This is a genomic window from Stieleria magnilauensis (assembly GCA_007753675.1).
In the GTDB taxonomy this organism is placed as follows: Bacteria; Planctomycetota; Planctomycetia; order Pirellulales; family Pirellulaceae; genus Stieleria; species Stieleria magnilauensis.
Map to the genome: position 1 here is coordinate 3,179,717 of CP036432.1, position 18,447 is coordinate 3,198,163.

Annotated in this window: 1 protein-coding gene; it reads right to left on the reverse strand. The window is 56.9% G+C overall.

Annotation, left to right across the window (positions count from 1 at the left end):
• Nucleotides 1-21: 21 nt before the first annotated feature.
• On the reverse strand, nt 22-18,360 hold the full coding sequence (locus tag TBK1r_RS11395; protein WP_145210275.1) for a Calx-beta domain-containing protein: 18,339 nt from the start codon (nt 18,358-18,360) through the stop codon (nt 22-24).
• Nucleotides 18,361-18,447: the final 87 nt, after the last annotated feature.

Below are 18,447 nucleotides of genomic sequence, written 5' to 3' on the forward strand. Positions count from 1 at the left end.
AGTGTTATCGATCGTTGGCGATCAGAACAAGCGAGTGCCAAAACGGGCTTTGAACTCAATATTGTCATCACGATCTTGAGTCTCGTCATCACTGTCGTAATCAAAGATCTCGTCGAAACGCAAATCTCGTCGGTACTTTACAAACTTACTGTTGTCCCGACCGAGGACGGTTCCGTCGCCGTCAATGTCGCCAAACAGGCGATGGAACTCATCGATGGAGGACACGCCGGGCGCATCGCCGTTGGCATCGATGCCGAATTCCGATCCGTCGACCATCAGGGTGTAGAGGCCGTCGACCAACATCGGAGAAAGCTCTGCCTGCGAGGCCGAGATGGCTTCGATCAAAGTCGTCCCTGCGAATCCAAGGACGACGACCTGTTTTCCATTGACCAGTTCGGAATTGAGCACCTCAAGCTGGACGCGCGATCCGGCTGATGACTCAACGACAAAACCGTCCCCTTGGACGGGACCTGGAGCGATGTTCACCGCCCCCGCAAATGTCACCTGAATTTTTCGAATGATCGAGCGTTGCCCCGTCGAATCGGGAGTGTAATCAAGTTCCGATTGGGCGTCTTCGTTGAAGTAAACAACGCTCTCAACGGGAACAGAGGCCAGTCCCAAGTCATCGTTCAAAATGGTACCGAGTCCGCTGCCGTCGCTTATCGTCACATCGCGGCCTGATGATTGAACATTGCTCAACAGGACGAGGAAGGTCTCATCCGGCTCAGCGAAGACATCCCCGACCACGCTGACGTTAAACGATTCTGTGATCGATGTGTTGCCATCGAACTGCAGCGAGCCACTGAGGTTCAGGTAGTCGTTGTCTGAAGTCGTCGCAGAACCGTCAGCCGTGGCGTAGTCGACAGAAACGGGGACATCTACCGAATGGTTCAGCGTCACGGTAAATCTCGTGATGACCTGCCCACTATTGCCTTCGAAAACCACCGAGTCATCGATTGAAAACGCGGCGGAGTCGTCGTTGAAAATCACGCCTGTCGCCGAGTTGGGGCTACCAACCAGGTATTGCCCACCTGGCGCCGGTGCGACTGAAAGGACAACGGTTTCATCTAACTCCACTATGTCGTCCTGATTCGGTGTGACAACAACAGTCACAGCCTCTACTCCAACTGGGAAGGAGATCGATCCGCTATGAGTCATCGAATAATCGACACCCGGTGTTGCAGAACCCGTCGTCGCAAAATCAACTGAAAGGGCAGGTGTTTCCGAAGAAACGTTATCCCGAGTCACTGTAAAAGTGACTGTTTCAGCACCGTCCTCCGTGACTGCGACTGCGACTGCGGGCCCCAGAATAGAAATCTGACTGATGTCATCGTTCAAGATCAAGGATGACGCGGATGACGTGGCAGGATCAAGGGAATAGGCGAAATTGGAAAGAATCGTGACCGTGATGTCCTCGTCTGGCTCGACAATTGAGTCAGCCGCCACAGTGTATTGGATGGACGCCGAAGGAGTCCCGGCGGCCAGGGTAATGCTACCTGTGGACAATCCGTTGTAGTCCGATCCTGCCGACGCAGAGCCGGCGACTTCGTAGTGGATCGTCACAGGAACCGTCAGATCACCGGTCCGCAAGAATGAAACTTCACGCGTCCCATACTGATCCTCTACGAATCCAGGAACCATTTCGACGCCCACCTTCGGTAGTGAATCGTCATTCACGATCGTCCCGACCAGCGAACTCGGCGCCCCAACGATGTAGGCAGCGTCGGGAAGAAGTGACAGGATGACCGTTTCGTCGGGCTCGATATCGGGATCCTGTTGCGGATCAATGGTGACCGACGCAGTGTTCTCACCGACGGCAAACGTGATCTCACCTACCGCGCTGGGGACATAGTCCACACCGGATTCCGCGGTTCCCGTGGTCGAAAACTTGACCGTCAGCTCGGGACTCGTCGAATCAACGCTGTCGCGAACAAAGACGAAATTCATTGTACCGGCATCATCTTCGTTGATTGCGTTTGGCCCAAGCGACATGCTAATCGTGCTGAAATCATCATCCGCAATGGTTCCGACAGCTGATCCATTCGTGCCGATGATGTAATCACCCTCGAGAATCGTCAATTGCACGGTTTCAGAGAATTCAACCAATTCATCGTCGACCGGCCAAACTTCAATCGTGGTTTGGAATTGTCCCGCGGCGAGTGAAAGTAAGCCATCGTGCGAACCAGAAAAATCTACACCAAGTGTTGCGGTACCCGATATGCCATAACCAATGGTCAGTGGCAGGCTCGCGTCATCACGGGAGAATGTATAGATCAGCGGCGAATCCCCGTTCTCCGCAACCTCATTCGGAGCGACGGCAACCGATACCGTAGGCCGATCGTCATTATTGATGGTTGCGATCCGCTGATTGTCTCTGATTAGAACGGTACGGTTCGAAGCAGAGAGATTGGCCAGTTCGACGACAAAGGTCTCATTTAACTCGACCTTGGTATCGCCGTTGATGGTGACGTTGATCGTTTGAGTTTCACCGGCGGTTCCGGTGAAGTTCAAGGTGCCGCTTGAGGCCACGTAGTCGCCATCGCCCGTCGTGGCGGTGCCGTCGGCGGTGGCGAAGTCGACCGACAAGCCCGTGTCGACCGCCGAGTCCAGTGTGACGGTGAACGTCAAGTCGGTGGTCCCCGAGTCGCCTTCGGTGATCGCGACGTCCCCGATCGACAAGGACGCGGAATCGTCATTACTGATCGTACCGGTTGCCTGCGCGTCGGAGACTGTCACGTTGCGACCCGAGGCCGCCAAGTTCGACAGATCGACGACGAAGGCTTCATTCAACTCGACCTTGGTATCGCCATTGATGGTGACGTTGATCGTTTGAGTTTCACCGGCGGTTCCGGTGAAGTTCAAGGTGCCGCTTGTGGCCACATAGTCGCCATCTCCCGTCGTGGCGGTGCCGTCGGCGGTGGCAAAGTCGACCGACAAGCCCGTGTCGACCGCCGAGTCCAGTGTGACGGTGAACGTCACGTCGGTGGTCCCCGAGTCGCCTTCGGTGATCGCGACATCCCCGATCGACAAGGACGCGGAATCGTCATTGTTGATCGTGCCGGTTGCCTGTGCGTCCGCCAGCGTTACGCCGACTCCGGTGACATTGGAAAGGGTGACCAGAAAGTTTTCATCGAGTTCAACGGTATTGTCGCCGCTGACTGCAACCGAGAAGGTCTGGGTCTCGCCGGCTGATCCCGAGAAGGCGAGTGTCGTGGACGAGGCAACGTAGTCCTCGCCAGAGGTTGCCGTTCCATCAGCCGTCGCGACGTCAACATTGAACACGGTGTCCACTTCTGAATCAAGCGTGACAATGAAGTCAAAGATGGTTGTCCCCTCCGCACCTTCGGATTGAGTGACATCGGCGATCGAGAGCGACGCGCCGTCGTCATTGTTGATCGTGCCGGTTGCCTGTGCGTCGGAGACTGTCACGTTGCGACCCGAGGCCGCCAAGTTCGACAGATCGACGACAAAGGCTTCATTCAACTCGACCTTGGTATCGCCATTGATGGTGACGTTGATCGATTGAGTTTCACCGGCGGTTCCGGTGAAGTTCAAGGTGCCGCTTGTGGCCACATAGTCGCCATCGCCCGTCGTGGCGGTGCCGTCGGCGGTGGCAAAGTCGACCGACAAGCCCGTGTCGACCGCCGAGTCCAGTGTGACGGTGAACGTCAAGTCGGTGGTCCCCGAGTCGCCTTCGGTGATCGCGACATCCCCAATCGACAAGGACGCGGAATCGTCATTGTTGATCGTGCCGGTTGCCTGCGCGTCGGTGACTGTCACGTTGCGACCCGAGGCCGCCAAGTTCGACAGATCGACGACGAAGGCTTCATTCAACTCGACCTTGGCATCGCCGTTGATGGTGACGTTGATCGTTTGAGTTTCACCGGCGGTTCCGGTGAAGTTCAAGGTGCCGCTTGTGGCCACGTAGTCGCCATCGCCCGTCGTGGCGGTGCCGTCGGCGGTGGTGAAGTCGACCGACAAGCCCGTGTCGACCGCCGAGTCCAGTGTGACGGTGAACGTCACGTCGGTGGTCCCCGAGTCGCCTTCGGTGATCGCGACGTCCCCGATCGACAAGGACGCGGAATCGTCATTACTGATCGTACCGGTTGCCTGCGCGTCGGAGACTGTCACGTTGCGACCCGAGGCCGCCAAGTTCGACAGATCGACGACGAAGGCTTCATTCAACTCGACCTTGGTATCGCCATTGATGGTGACGTTGATCGTTTGAGTTTCACCGGCGGTTCCGGTGAAGTTCAAGGTGCCGCTTGTGGCCACATAGTCGCCATCTCCCGTCGTGGCGGTGCCGTCGGCGGTGGCAAAGTCGACCGACAAGCCCGTGTCGACCGCCGAGTCCAGTGTGACGGTGAACGTCACGTCGGTGGTCCCCGAGTCGCCTTCGGTGATCGCGACATCCCCGATCGACAAGGACGCGGAATCGTCATTGTTGATCGTGCCGGTTGCCTGTGCGTCCGCCAGCGTTACGCCGACTCCGGTGACATTGGAAAGGGTGACCAGAAAGTTTTCATCGAGTTCAACGGTATTGTCGCCGCTGACTGCAACCGAGAAGGTCTGGGTCTCGCCGGCTGATCCCGAGAAGGCGAGTGTCGTGGACGAGGCAACGTAGTCCTCGCCAGAGGTTGCCGTTCCATCAGCCGTCGCGACGTCAACATTGAACACGGTGTCCACTTCTGAATCAAGCGTGACAATGAAGTCAAAGATGGTTGTCCCATCCGCACCTTCGGATTGAGTGACATCGGCGATCGAGAGCGACGCGCCGTCGTCATTGTTGATCGTGCCGGTTGCCTGTGCGTCGGAGACTGTCACGTTGCGACCCGAGGCCGCCAAGTTCGACAGATCGACGACAAAGGCTTCATTCAACTCGACCTTGGTATCGCCATTGATGGTGACGTTGATCGATTGAGTTTCACCGGCGGTTCCGGTGAAGTTCAAGGTGCCGCTTGTGGCCACATAGTCGCCATCGCCCGTCGTGGCGGTGCCGTCGGCGGTGGCAAAGTCGACCGACAAGCCCGTGTCGACCGCCGAGTCCAGTGTGACGGTGAACGTCACGTCGGCGGTCCCCGAGTCGCCTTCGGTGATCGCGACGTCCCCGATCGACAAGGACGCGGAATCGTCATTGTTGATCGTGCCGGTTGCCTGTGCGTCGGAGACTGTCACGTTGCGACCCGAGGCCGCCAAGTTCGACAGATCGACGACGAAGGCTTCATTCAACTCGACCTTGGTATCGCCGTTGATGGTGACGTTGATCGTTTGAGTTTCACCGGCGGTTCCGGTGAAGTTCAAGGTGCCGCTTGTGGCCACGTAGTCGCCATCGCCCGTCGTGGCGGTACCGTCGGCGGTGGCGAAGTCGACCGACAAGCCCGTGTCGACCGCCGAGTCCAGTGTGACGGTGAACGTCACGTCGGTGGTCCCCGAGTCGCCTTCGGTGATCGCGACATTCCCGATCGACAAGGACGCGGAATCGTCATTACTGATCGTGCCGGTTGCCTGTGCGTCGGAGACTGTTACGTTGCGCCCCGAGGCCGCCAAGTTCGACAGATCGACGACAAAGGCTTCATTCAACTCGACCTTGGTATCGCCATTGATGGAGACGTTGATCGTTTGAGTTTCACCGGCGGTTCCGGTGAAGTTCAAGGTGCCGCTTGTGGCCACGTAGTCGCCATCGCCCGTCGTGGCGGTGCCGTCGGCGGTGGTGAAGTCGACCGACAAGCCCATGTCGACCGCCGAGTCCAATGTGACGGTGAACGTCAAGTCGGTGGTCCCCGAGTCGCCTTCGGTGATCGCGACATCCCCGATCGACAAGGACGCGGAATCGTCATTACTGATCGTGCCGCTTGCCTGTGCGTCCGCCAGCGTTACGCCGACTCCGGTGACATTGGAAAGGGTGACCAGAAAGTTTTCATCGAGTTCAACGGTATTGTCGCCGCTGACTGCAACCGAGAAGGTCTGGGTCTCGCCGGCTGATCCCGAGAAGGCGAGTGTCGTGGACGAGGCAACGTAGTCCTCGCCAGAGGTTGCCGTTCCATCAGCCGTCGCGACGTCAACATTGAACACGGTGTCCACTTCTGAATCAAGCGTGACAATGAAGTCAAAAATGGTTGTCCCATCCGCACCTTCGGATTGAGTGACATCGGCGATCGAGAGCGACGCGCCGTCGTCATTGTTGATCGTGCCGGTTGCCTGCGCGTCGGAGACTGTCACGTTGCGACCCGAGGCCGCCAAGTTCGACAGATCGACGACGAAGGCTTCATTCAACTCGACCTTGGTATCGCCGTTGATGGTAACGTTGATCGTTTGAGTTTCACCGGCGGTTCCGGTGAAGTTCAAGGTGCCGCTTGTGGCCACGTAGTCGCCATCTCCCGTCGTGGCGGTGCCGTCGGCGGTGGCAAAGTCGACCGACAAGCCCGTGTCGACCGCCGAGTCCAGTGTGACGGTGAACGTCAAGTCGGTGGTCCCCGAGTCGCCTTCGGTGATCGCGACGTCCCCGATCGACAAGGACGCGGAATCGTCGTCAAGGATCAAGGCCGTTGCAGAAGAGCTGAGTGGAGAGACATCGTATGTCGCCAAGTCTTGCATCGTCAGAATGACCGATTCGTCGGGTTCGACAATCAGATCAGTCGTTGGGTTGATGCTGACCTGCGCGGTTCCTACTCCGGCTGCAAAGTCAACTGACAGTGGGGTAGCGGCGGGATAATCCGTCCCAAACGTCGCCGTTCCAGCCAGCTCAAACTCAACGGTCAGGGCGGGTGTTTCGGGCCCCGTGCCTGTTTTCCGAAACTGATAGATCAGCAGTCCGCTATCCTCGGTCGCATTGGCAATGGGGACGACGCTCACGACACTCATATCATCGTTGAGAATGATTCCGGTTTCAATCGCATCGGTGATGACGGCCGGACTCGTCGGATTGCTGAGAGTAACGGTAAACCCTTGATTTAACTCGACGAACGGGTCTCCGCTCACATTAATGGTAATCAGCTTGCTGGATTCACCATCGGCAAAACTGATCGTACCGCTGGGCAGGGTTCCCCCAAAGTCATCCGCATTGGCTGGCTGCAAGCCGGCTCCCGCGACTGCATAATCGACGCTGGTGGGGCCGTTCGTGTCTCCGCTGCGAGTCACAGTAAACGTAAATGGCGTTGTCCCATTGTTACCCTCGAGCCGAACGGCATTGGTTCTTTCGATTGACAGCAATGTGGGCAACTCAGCTTCGAAGGCACCGACATCAACATGGGTGCCAATCAACCGGGGAAACCCGGAACCACGCTGATCAAACGATTCGGCGGAACTGGTTGGTCCAGAGTCTCGAGCGGGGCTGGTTGGCAGCAACGCGTGGGTCATAGTCGGCCCGCCGTTGTCGGCGAGGGCATCTAGGCCGGGGGCGGTAACCCCTACTTGATCCGACGGTTGGTTAAACCCTGTGGTTGCGTTTCCGATGCCGATCAGATTGAAACCAAGGGTGTTAATCGTGGGGCCCGCTGGCCCGGTCGAAGTATTGATATCCGAACCAAAATTACCCGCAATGATCGATGCGAAAAAATTGTTATGACTCGGCGTTGCTGCAAATCCGATCCCACCGCCGAACCCTGAGTTGAGTGTGACGGTGGAATGGCGAAGATTGAGTATGCCACCTACGTTCGTAATCCCTCCGCCGATCGATGCGGCGCTGTTTCCTGAGAAGGTCGTATTGGTGACATCGGCAATGAAAGTGGTGCCGTCGAGATTCACCTCAAAAACCAGGCCGCCGCCATTCTGCGCCGAGTTGTTGTCGAACGTCGATGCCGTCAACGCCAGGTTGCCGTTGACGACACTCACTCCACCTCCATTTGCGTTTGACCCGATTGCCTGATTTTCGGTGATCGTGGTGGACGTGATGGACACGTCCGTATCAACAACTGCGATTCCACCACCATCCCTTCCGTTCCCGGAAACGGTATTGAGTCCGAAGAGCGAATTGAAAATGGTGAGCGAACCACCTCGCTGATAAAGACCGCCGCCTGATCCGTCGGTTGTGTTGTTGGCAACGAATTGCACGCCGTCCAGGAGCAGATCGCCTGTCGAGAAGATTCCCGCGCCGTTAGCATCAGCTCCCGAGGTGGCGCCCTGGATAATCGACATGTTGGACAGAGTCACGTCGGTTCCGCTGAACACTCGGAACACGCGTGAGAGGCCTGAGCCACTGACAACAGTCGACGTCTTTCCACGCCCGGTGATCGTCAGGTCTTCGGTAATGTCCAACTGGCCAAGGGTAAGGCTTGTCGTTCCGTTCAAACCGATCAGGTAGCCGATCTGATCAGGTCCCGGGTTCAGGTTGGCAAGTTCGACCGCCTCGCGAAGGGACAGGTCGCCCGATGAGTAATCTCCGTCGCTCTCGTCAATCAACGTCGACACGGTGAGAGGGCTGGCGACCACAGTCACCGCATGGTCCTCAACTTCTCCATCTCCGGCGAGCCCCGTCACCCCGAGGTTCCCAGACGTGCTGAGGCGGAATCGAGCGAAAGTGGTTCCCGTTCGAATGGCTCCACCAGATGCGCGAGGGATCGTGAAGTTTAGGTTCTGAAGTCCATCAGCCGTCCCGAGGTCGAAATCCGTGAAAATCTGTTCGCCGGGATCGGTCCAGTCACCGTCCTGATTGAAGTCGATCCAGGCATCCAGCCGATTTGATGTCGGGTCAGCATTTCGCAGATCAACACCCACTGTGCCGACACTCGTGCTGCTCCCCGACGCGAACAAAATCGATGAGAACGTCACTCCATCCTCATCATCCGAGGCACCGACAAGGTCATCCGAGTCTGCATCGGCCGAGTTCACCCCATCCAAGTCCGGATCGATGACGGTTCCGAGTGTCGGTCCACCATTGACGACGTGCCGTGCACCATCATCGGCGAGCGAAACGGGGTACGAACTGGTGAAGCCAGACTGGCCGGAATGGGGCGCGTCACCGAAGTCCACTCCCGGTTCCGCGGCGATCAAAACCCGATGGTCTTCGACCTCACCGTCGCTCGCAGGTCCTGTTGTCGCCAAGCCCCCCGAAGTGCTCAAGCGGAACCGAGCGAAGGTCGTCAGCGGGCCGCCATCGGTGGCAAACGAAGTCACCGGAGCGTCGGCGGGATAGGTAAAGGTGTCATTGCCGACGAAACCATTCGCGGTGAAAGAGATGGGATGAGACGGCAGAAAGACAGGAGGCACGTCGGCCGACGGATCGTCTGCGAGATCAAAGCTGGAACCCGGCAGCACGATGGAAGAGCTGATACGCTGAGTTGTGCCCGCCAGAGTCACATCGGCAGAGATTGAAAAGCTATCGTTACCCGAAAAGTCATCGGCGAGATTGAACGTTTCATTGGCCACGTTTGCTTCGACACCACCAATGATCATTGTGGTCGACAGGGGGACATACGAAGCGAGGTTGGAACCCGTTCCAGCCCCGGTTCGCAAGTCTGTGGCACGTTTGTCAATCACGACCTCAAATGTGTACGGTGTCCCATCGAATTCTCCGGAACGGAGAATTCCATCGCCATCGAGTCCCCAGGGATTGGCGCCATCGTCCTCCAAGAAACCGGTCCAGCGATAGGTGATTGTTCCCGATTCTGTGTCAACATTGACTCCCGTGTCTCGGGGGACGGTAAACGACAATGTTTGAACACCGTTGCTTGTGCCCAGATCAAAATTGGTAAACACTTGCTCGCCCGAGTCATCCCAATCGCCGTCGCGATTGAAGTCGATCCAAGCGTCCAGGCGATTCGAAGTCGGATCGGCATTTCGCAGTTCAACATCGACGAAACCCGTCGTCGTCGATGCAGTTGAAGCAATGAGCGCATTGGTGAATGCAACGCCATCCTCATCATCGACAACATCATCAGCATCGTCGGCGTCCGCGTTGCTGGAATGGACTCCGTCGAGTTCTGAATCACGGTTGATTCCCAAGGTCGGTCCGACCACTTCGTGGCGCGCACCGTCCTCGGCGAGTGTTACCGCATAGTTTCCCGCGAATCCGGACTGTGATGTGTTTGGCGCGTCGCCGAAATCGGGATCCGGTGTGGAATCATCGTCCAACGTCACGACGGAAACACTCTGTTCGACAAGCAAGTCAAATGCGTCGGAAGATAAGGCGGGATCGATTGCAAAGGTCACCGACGACGTTTGATCTCCGTCCACCAACGCGTCGTCAACTCCGGTGAGAGTGACGGTTTGCGCGACGTTCCAATTCGCGGTGGTGAACGTCAGCTGGTTTCGATCCGCGGAAACTTCTCCCGTGTCTCCCACGGTCACATCGATGACCACATCCGAAGTTGGCTGCGCTGTCAGGGCGACCGTCAAATCATCCGTGCTGCCCGATTCACTGACTTCGGTGTTGCCAGGCGCGCGTCCATCGATGTATTCGACATCAAACTGCAACTGTCCGAGATCAAGGCCACCCGTAAAGATCACACTGACAAAGAAACGCTCACCACCGGTGAGCCGCTTGTTCACCGGATCAGGCGAGGTAAACAAGACGCTGTTTGCCGTAACCTCTTTATTCCACAAGTCAGCCGAAGAGAATGGGGTCTTGTTCAAGACGGTATTTCCATGATTGCCATCGATCGTGACGCCGTCGGGCAAGCCTGAAAACGTCACGCGAAAACCGTCGTAGGACCCCGTGCCGACAAAGTTGATCGTGCCCGCTTGAAATCCAGGAACCCCCCAACTGGGCAAGGTCGTCGTGTTCGATGCGATCCATGGGTTGCCGAAGGGGTCGACACCAGAGGAACCGGCATCGGACCAGGTAAAGGCATCCCCACCGGTTTCGGCCACGACAAAGCCCGCAACCTCATCGTCGGTCACGTTCACTGTGTCGGACGAGCCGGCGTGCCCCGTGGCGGTCGCCGATATCGTTACCACCTGTGTGCCGTCCACCAAAGTGTCATCTTCGGCGGTCACCGGAACTGTGACAGAGGCCTGCCCCGCCGGGATCGTGACCGAGTTTTGAATCGTCGCTTCTGTAGTGTCGTCGCTGACCAAATTCACAAGCAGTGAACCGCTCGTATCGCTGCTTCTGGTGATGGTCACACTCGTCGCGGCCGCTCCGCTTGATTCAGAAATTCCGGTGTCAGCAATATTGACTGTCAGGACGGCAGCGTCGTCGTTTTGAATCGTCCCCAGCGCAAAACGACTCCCGATCGAGACGCCCGAACTCGGATTGGAGAGCAAGGTCCTGAATTGTTCATCGGCTTCGGCGACCAAATCGCCGCTGACGCCGACGGTGATGATTTTATCTGTTTCGCCGATCGCAAAATTCAATGTCCCGCTCGGAAACGCACCGCCGAAGTCGACAGCATCCGCAGGACTACCGCCCTCGCCGGTTACGGAAAAGTCGACAGTTGCGGCGAAGTCCGTTTCACCCAGCCGAGTGACGGTAAAAAAGAAATTTGTTGTTCCAGAATTGCCTTCGGTTTTGACCGCATCAACCGCGGCAATCAAAAAGGTTGACGCGAGACTCGCTTCGAAGGAACCGATGTCAACATTGCTTCCGACCAGTCGCGGGAATCCCGTGCCGCGCTGATCGAACGCTTCAGCGGAAAAAGTGTCACCTCCATCGATGGCCGGACTGCCCGCAAGCAACGCGTGCGTCGGAGTTGGCCCACCATTGTCAGCAAGAATGTCGAGGCCTGGGGCGACGACTCCATTGGTGTCCGACGACATGTTGAAGTTCGAGCTGACGTTTCCCGTACCGATCAGATTGAAGTTCTGACTGACGACCGACGCAGGAGATCCGTTGATCGAGTCGATGTCACTGTTGGTATTACCCGCGACGATGCTGCTATTGATGAAACTCCTTGCAATCCGCCCGGAGCTACGAGTGTCGTTGGCGATACCACTCCCAAACCCTGCGGGCGCAGTGTTCGCAGTGACCGTGCTGTGCGTCAGGTTGAGATTGCCTTCTCCGACCGAGATGCCGCCACCTTCGCCGTTGGTCGTGTTTCCAGAAATCGTCGAGTTGATGACGCTGAAGCTGCTCGACCCATTTCGATCGGCGTAGTCGATTCCGCCACCTTTGTTGACGGAAGTGTTGCCGGCGATGGTGCTGCCACGAACAAGCAAAGTTCCAGAATCGACGGCGATGCCGCCTCCTAAACCTCCTGACGTTGTCCCCTGAGCTTGGTTGTTCGCGATCGAGCTATCGACCACGTTGAGCGTGCCCAGGTATTGGTAAACCCCACCTCCGGACCGAATCACGGATGTGTTTCCATCGATGATCGTGTTGGTCAAAGTGGTGGTCGTGATGTACGAGTACATCCCACCGCCAACGGTGATGGCTTGGTTGTTCGTGATCGAAGTGTTGGAAATTTCGGTCGGCCCGGATGATGTGAGGCCGCCGCCAGAGCTATTCGATGTGTTTCCCTCGATGATCGTGTCGGCAATCACGAGCCTCTTTGATGATGCACTGTGGTTGATTCCGCCGCCGGCGCCCGACGTGTTGTTGCTGATCACCGAACTGCGAATTTCCAAATCTCCCTGGCTGAAGATGGCGCCGCCGGACCCGTTGGTGTGGCCGTCAACAAGCGTCAACCCATCGAGCAACACATCAGCGCTCGAGGTAAAGTTGAAGATTCTCGACTGGTTCCCGCCACTGACGGTCAGTAGCGAGGCTCCGGGTCCGGTCACGGTCAACGCTCCGGACGCTGACAGTTCGCCTCCAGTTAACGTGATCGTCCCTCCGCTCAATCCAGGAGCGAACACGATCTCGTCGGGCGCGGGATTCAATTCAGAAATCTCGACTGCTTCACGAAGCGATAAATCACCTGTGCTGAAATCCCCATCGCTTTCATCAACGAGCGTATCAACGATGATCGGGGCGACGTTAATAATCTCGATGGCATGGTCTTCCACTTCACCGTCGACGGCTTGGCCTGTCGGAGACAATCCGCCGACCGTGCTGATTCGAAACCGAGCGTAGGTTGTTCCACTGAGCACGTTCGCACCAAGGTCTTGTGGCACGGCAAAGTCAATTGTCTGGGGCCCGGCGACGACGCCCAGATCGAAATCCGTGAAAATCTGTTCGCCGACACTCCAAATCCCGTCCTGATTGAAATCGAGCCAAGCGTCCAACCGATTAGAAGTCGAGTGGGGATTTTGCAGGTTGATCTCTACCGAACCGGTCAGAGCGACGTTGGTCGATGCAAAAACAGCACCGCCAAAATCAACCCCGTCTTCGTCATCTTGATTGGCAAGATCGTCGGCGTTGGCTAACGCGGAATTGACTCCATCGGCTTCGCTATCACGATTCGGACCAAGATGGGGACCAACCGCGATGTGTCTTGCACCGTCATCGTCCAAGGTGACGGGAAACGGCGATGGAGCATCACCGAAATCTGGCAATGCATCGTCATTGATGATTGTGCCGTTGGCCGTCGCAATCGCGATCGTCGCGGCGCCACTCGGATTGCTTAGTGTGACACGGAAGGTTTCGTCGGGTTCGATGTCGAAGTCGCCCGTCACCGCAACAGCCAACGACTTTGAATCCTCACCTTCGGCAAAGGTCAGTGTGCCGGAAGGAAAGGCACCACCGAAATCTGTTGCACCGGCCGGATTGGTCCCGACGCCGGTCACCGCATAATCCACACTGAACTCGCCGACCAATTCGTCCGCTCGAGTCACCGTGAACGTCAAGTTTGTCGTGCCAGAGCTTCCTTCTTGTTTTTGAGCGTCATTAGCCGCGATGGAGAAAACAGGGTCAACACCTTCCACATGAACGATCTGATTCTCAGGAAGGTTATCGAGCGACAATTCCAAGATGAAAGCGCCGCTGGCCGATTCCGGCACTTCAAAGGAACCGACTCCGGGATCAAAATCGGTCGTCGCATTGAAATATCCGGTGGCAAGATGATTGCCCGCGTCGTCAATCATCAACTGATTGATAGACGTGGTTGAATCAGCGGCCTGATGGGCAACAAATCTGAAATCACCCGTATCTGACAATCCCCATATGGCACTATTGATCCCGACCGCCTCCACTTCATACACGTCGGCGGATGGATCAAAATCGACAGTCCGCCAAAATCTCATTGCGAGTGAGACATTTCCCTGTCTGTCGACCGCGATACGACTCGGAGTGTCAAAGTAGGTTCCACCGATGCCCCTCGCCCAAATGAACTGTCCGTCCTTATCAAATTTCGAGACGAACGCATCGCGTTCACCGTTACTCGTGATCAGGAAGGAACCCGGCCCGGGATCAAAATCAGTCGTTTGGCCCACCGAAGTTGAAAACGCATCTCCAAATCCGCCGCCCACCAAAATATTGTCATTGCTATCGATCGCCAGAGTCGAAGAGGATTCGATTGCAGCGCCGCCCCATGCCCTCGCCCAAACAAAGTCTCCCGCGGAAGATAGCTTCAATAGATAAGCGTCCGACTCCGAAGATCCCGGCGACACATAACTTGTCACTCCAGGCCCCGGATCGAAGTCGACTTCACCTCGGAAATCGCCCGCCGCATACACGTCACCGTTGGAATCTGCCGCGATCGCCCAAGAAAAGTCGCCGCGTCCGAGCGGATAGTTGACTTCATCGAGTGACTTGGCCCAAACGAAATTCAGATCGGAGTCGAGCTTCAAGAAAAAACTGTCGGCGTTCCCGCTGGATCCGGCATCGGGAAGATTGAACACTCCGGGGCCAGGATCAAAATCGACCGTGCGTCGATAACCACCTGACAACAGGAGGTTTCCATTGTTGTCGATCGAAAGGCCGCTTATATCGCCTCCGATCTGCCCCACGGTGACGAATTGACCGTCGCTGTCGAGCTTCAAGATGTAATTGTCGCGGGTATTGACGGGAGTCAAATTGACGATTCCAGGGCCCGGATCGAAATCGACCGCTTCCGCAAATTCACCAACGGCGTACACCTCACCCGAGCCGCTTACAACCATCCGCCACACAGTTTCCTTTCCGGCACTGCCGATCTGGTGCGCCCAACGCAAATTCCCACTTGGCGTGTAGCTGGCAATATAGCCATCCTCCGAAGTACTCGGCGTGGTCAAAAGAAACTCGCCAACGCCTGGATCGGCATCAATGGTCCCGGCGAACCTCCCGGCATGGTAGAGGTTGCCTGCCGAATCACGCCCGATTGCCTCGCCGATCGTAAAATTGTCGCCCGTAATCGGTAAAACAAAAGAGAACGCCAATTCTTGCGACGTTGGCTGGCTTTCGTTGCCATCTCCGTCGTTCAACGTGACAGTCACCAGCCGCGACAGAGTCGACGGAGAATCGGACGAGTTGATAAATTGGAGATTTCGTAGAATCGCCTGCGCCGCAGCCGGCGTCGAGTTGGCGTTGAACGAGACGATCAGCGGCGTCGCTGCCGTGCCACCGGCGAATGTTCCCACATCAACGCCTTCGAACGACACCGTGTTTCCAGTGACGCCGATTTGGCCAGCACCGGTCCCTTGGTTGCGAATCGATAGCTGGTCGTTCGCTGTGCTATTTCCGGCGATGGCGATCGTCAGGGTTCCGCCGTCAAAGTCGGGTGAATCCGCATCGGAAACCGTTGCGTTGGAATCGACCAGAATCGCAACGTCGCCTTCGACGTAGGTGACCGGGCCCGACGGCAGAGATAGCACCGGAGGCTGACTGGAAATCACATCGTCGTTGAGAATCAGACCGTTTGCCGTTGCGGTCGTGATCGTGGCGGCACCGACGGGGTTGGCCAGCGTCACGACGAAGTTCTCATCGGGCTCCACCAGAGTATCACCGCTGACGCTGACTCGGATCACTTTGCTGGATTCGCCATCGGCAAAGTTGATCGTGCCGCCGGCAAACGCACCCCCAAAATCATTGGCATCGGCGGGTTGGGGAAACGCGCCGCTGACGCTGTAGTCAATGCTCGTCGTTCCGGATGTGCTCCCCGACCGGGTCACCGTGAAAGAGAAATCGATCGAGCCCAAATCCCCTTCACTCTTCGAAGCATCCGTCGCGGCGATCGCAAAGCTTGGATCAAGCATCGAATTGAAGATCGGCTGCACCGCGAGTCCGGCGAGCGATACTCCTCGAGATCCCGCAGCAGGGGCGACGGTGATCGTGATGCTTCCACTTGCGTTGGCGGTAACCACCTGGGCATAGTCGTCCAAGCGATTCGAACTTGAGCCGACGGCGTCATTAATGACCAGTTGGCCGTTCACAAGTGTCTGAGTAAATGAAACCGTATCCGCACCGGTCACCGTCACATCATGACCATAGTCTTCGGGGCGGTTTTCGAAACCAAACAGATAGACCCCGTATTGCGCCCCCGCAGTCAATCCCGTCCACGTCGACGTGAAGGTATTTCCAAGTTCATTGTAGCTGTATCCGTCCAGGTCAACCAAGGACGGAAAGTGGCGTGGGATCGTCGAGGAAGCCGGACCTGAAGAACTGATCCATGTCGTCCCACTGATCGACGACGAAACGTCCACGGTCGTTGCCGCACCGTCATCACGATTCAGGTTTGAACCGTCCGCGTTGAACAAGACACTTGCGCCGCTCCAGTTCGACGGAACATTTCCAGCGGAGTCGAAATCAATTCCGATGACTGGTGGTAAATCAGCATCGATCACGTCGACCCGCAAAAATCCTAGAGCGGTTCCAACCGGATAACTTGTGGACGTGCTGGCGAAAACCGAATGAGCGATGGAGCTTTGGTGTGGCCCTTCTTCGATTCCGTCGCTGATCCCACGAACGTGAACCGTTTGTGCCGCCGCGGAGTCAAAGACCAGTTCCAGTGTCGAACTAAAATTGACACCATCGGAACTCACCAGAGTTTGAGAGTCCGCGGCAATCTCGATGGTGACCGAACCCGCAGGGTCACCATTGAGCGAGAGATCATAGCTGTCATCCAGACCGGGACCAGTCGCTTCGAAAGGTCGAGTGTCGCCTCCGCTTTGAGCGAACACAACTCCGGGCTGGCCACTGTCGCTGGTCACCGTCAGGTTGGCGTCGTTGACGTCAAAAAAGACATTTCCCAGGGCGCGAACACGCAAGCGAGCACTGGTAAGATTGACATTGGGGATCGTGACGGTTTGAGTTCCGTCATTGGCCGTCGCGGAGGCAAGGACGTACGGATACGTCAATCCGCCGTCGGCAGACATTTCAATCGCGACGTCACTGACATTGATGGCACCAGCATTGGTCCCTGCAACATCCCAAGTCACCGTTTCGAATGAACCGCCCGTGAGTATGGAACTGGTATTAAAACTGGTGATGGCAAATGGGCCCGATGTGCTATCAACCGTGATCACCATGTCATCGCTGGAGACACCGCCGTGACCGTCACGAACCGTCGCGCGAAAGTTCAAATCGCGGCTGATCGATGGCAGCACTTCACCGGTCGCAGCCGTGTCAACTCCGTTGAGCAAGTCATCGAGCCGAGGAAAGACTCTTGTCGGATCATTGGTTGGAGCAAAGGCGCGAAAGATCGGGCCGTTCCCCAGGTCCGTCAGCGGCAAACTTTGGGGCGTTCCCAAATCCAGCTGCTCCCATGAGTAGCTCAGCGGATCAGCGTCACTTCCGACCGCCGTCAAAGCAAACGGAGTCTCGGCGGGAATGGTGTAGTCGATCCCGGCGTTGACGGTCGGGACATCGTTGGCGAGCGGAGTCGTCGAACTGGGGTCCGCTCCGGTCTGAGTGGTGATGTAATCGCTGATGTCCTCGACGCTAGCGGAGTGGAACACCGGGTCTTCGGTCGATTGCAAATCGTTCGCACCACAGATTCCGGCATAGCTCATGATCGTCGATCCGCTCGCCGGTTCGTAAGCCGACGCGGGATCGTAGGTGGTTGAGTTGCAGTTGGTCCCCGCGACAGAGGCATTGAATGTGTGTCGAGCACTGAATTGGTGCCCCAACTCATGCGCGACCACTAGATTCCACCCCTCTGAACCGACCGAGCTGATATTGCCGACGACGGTCGCACCACCACCCTTCAGAGAGGAACTCCCGACCACGCCCAGGTAGGCGAGTCCGGATGTGCCTCCTCCACCGAATGTCCCCAAGATATGCCCGACATCGTAGCTGTCCGGCCCGATGATCGTGTCAAAGACCCCGGTGCCTTGATTGATCAATCGACTCAGATCGCCATTGTCCAGTCCGTCGTCCATCGGGTCACTTGTTTCAAAGATGGTGTTGGCGCCGGTGACCAAATCGAAGTGAATCGCAAGTTCGGACTCGTAGATTGCATTCAACTCCGATACCAAGGCATTTACACTCGCCAGTGCAGCGACTTCACCGCCGATCGCCGCCGTGAATTCTTCCGTTGTTGCAATGGCCAAACGGTAGTTGCGCAGTTCGTCGCCGTACGAGTAATTCGTGTCTCCCGCCAGCAAATAGCGTTGTTCCAGAATCTGCATCCGAAGCCGATTGCGCCTTGCATGGACTCGATCGCCTCGGTGGTTGCGAACCGGTCGCTCCCCCAGCGCCCTGCGCAAGTGGTTGAT

Bases quoted from the DNA above. Each gene is read 5' to 3' on its own strand.
- TBK1r_RS11395 (WP_145210275.1), bottom strand. From the start codon at position 18,360: ATGCAGATTCTGGAACAACGCTATTTGCTGGCGGGAGACACGAATTAC.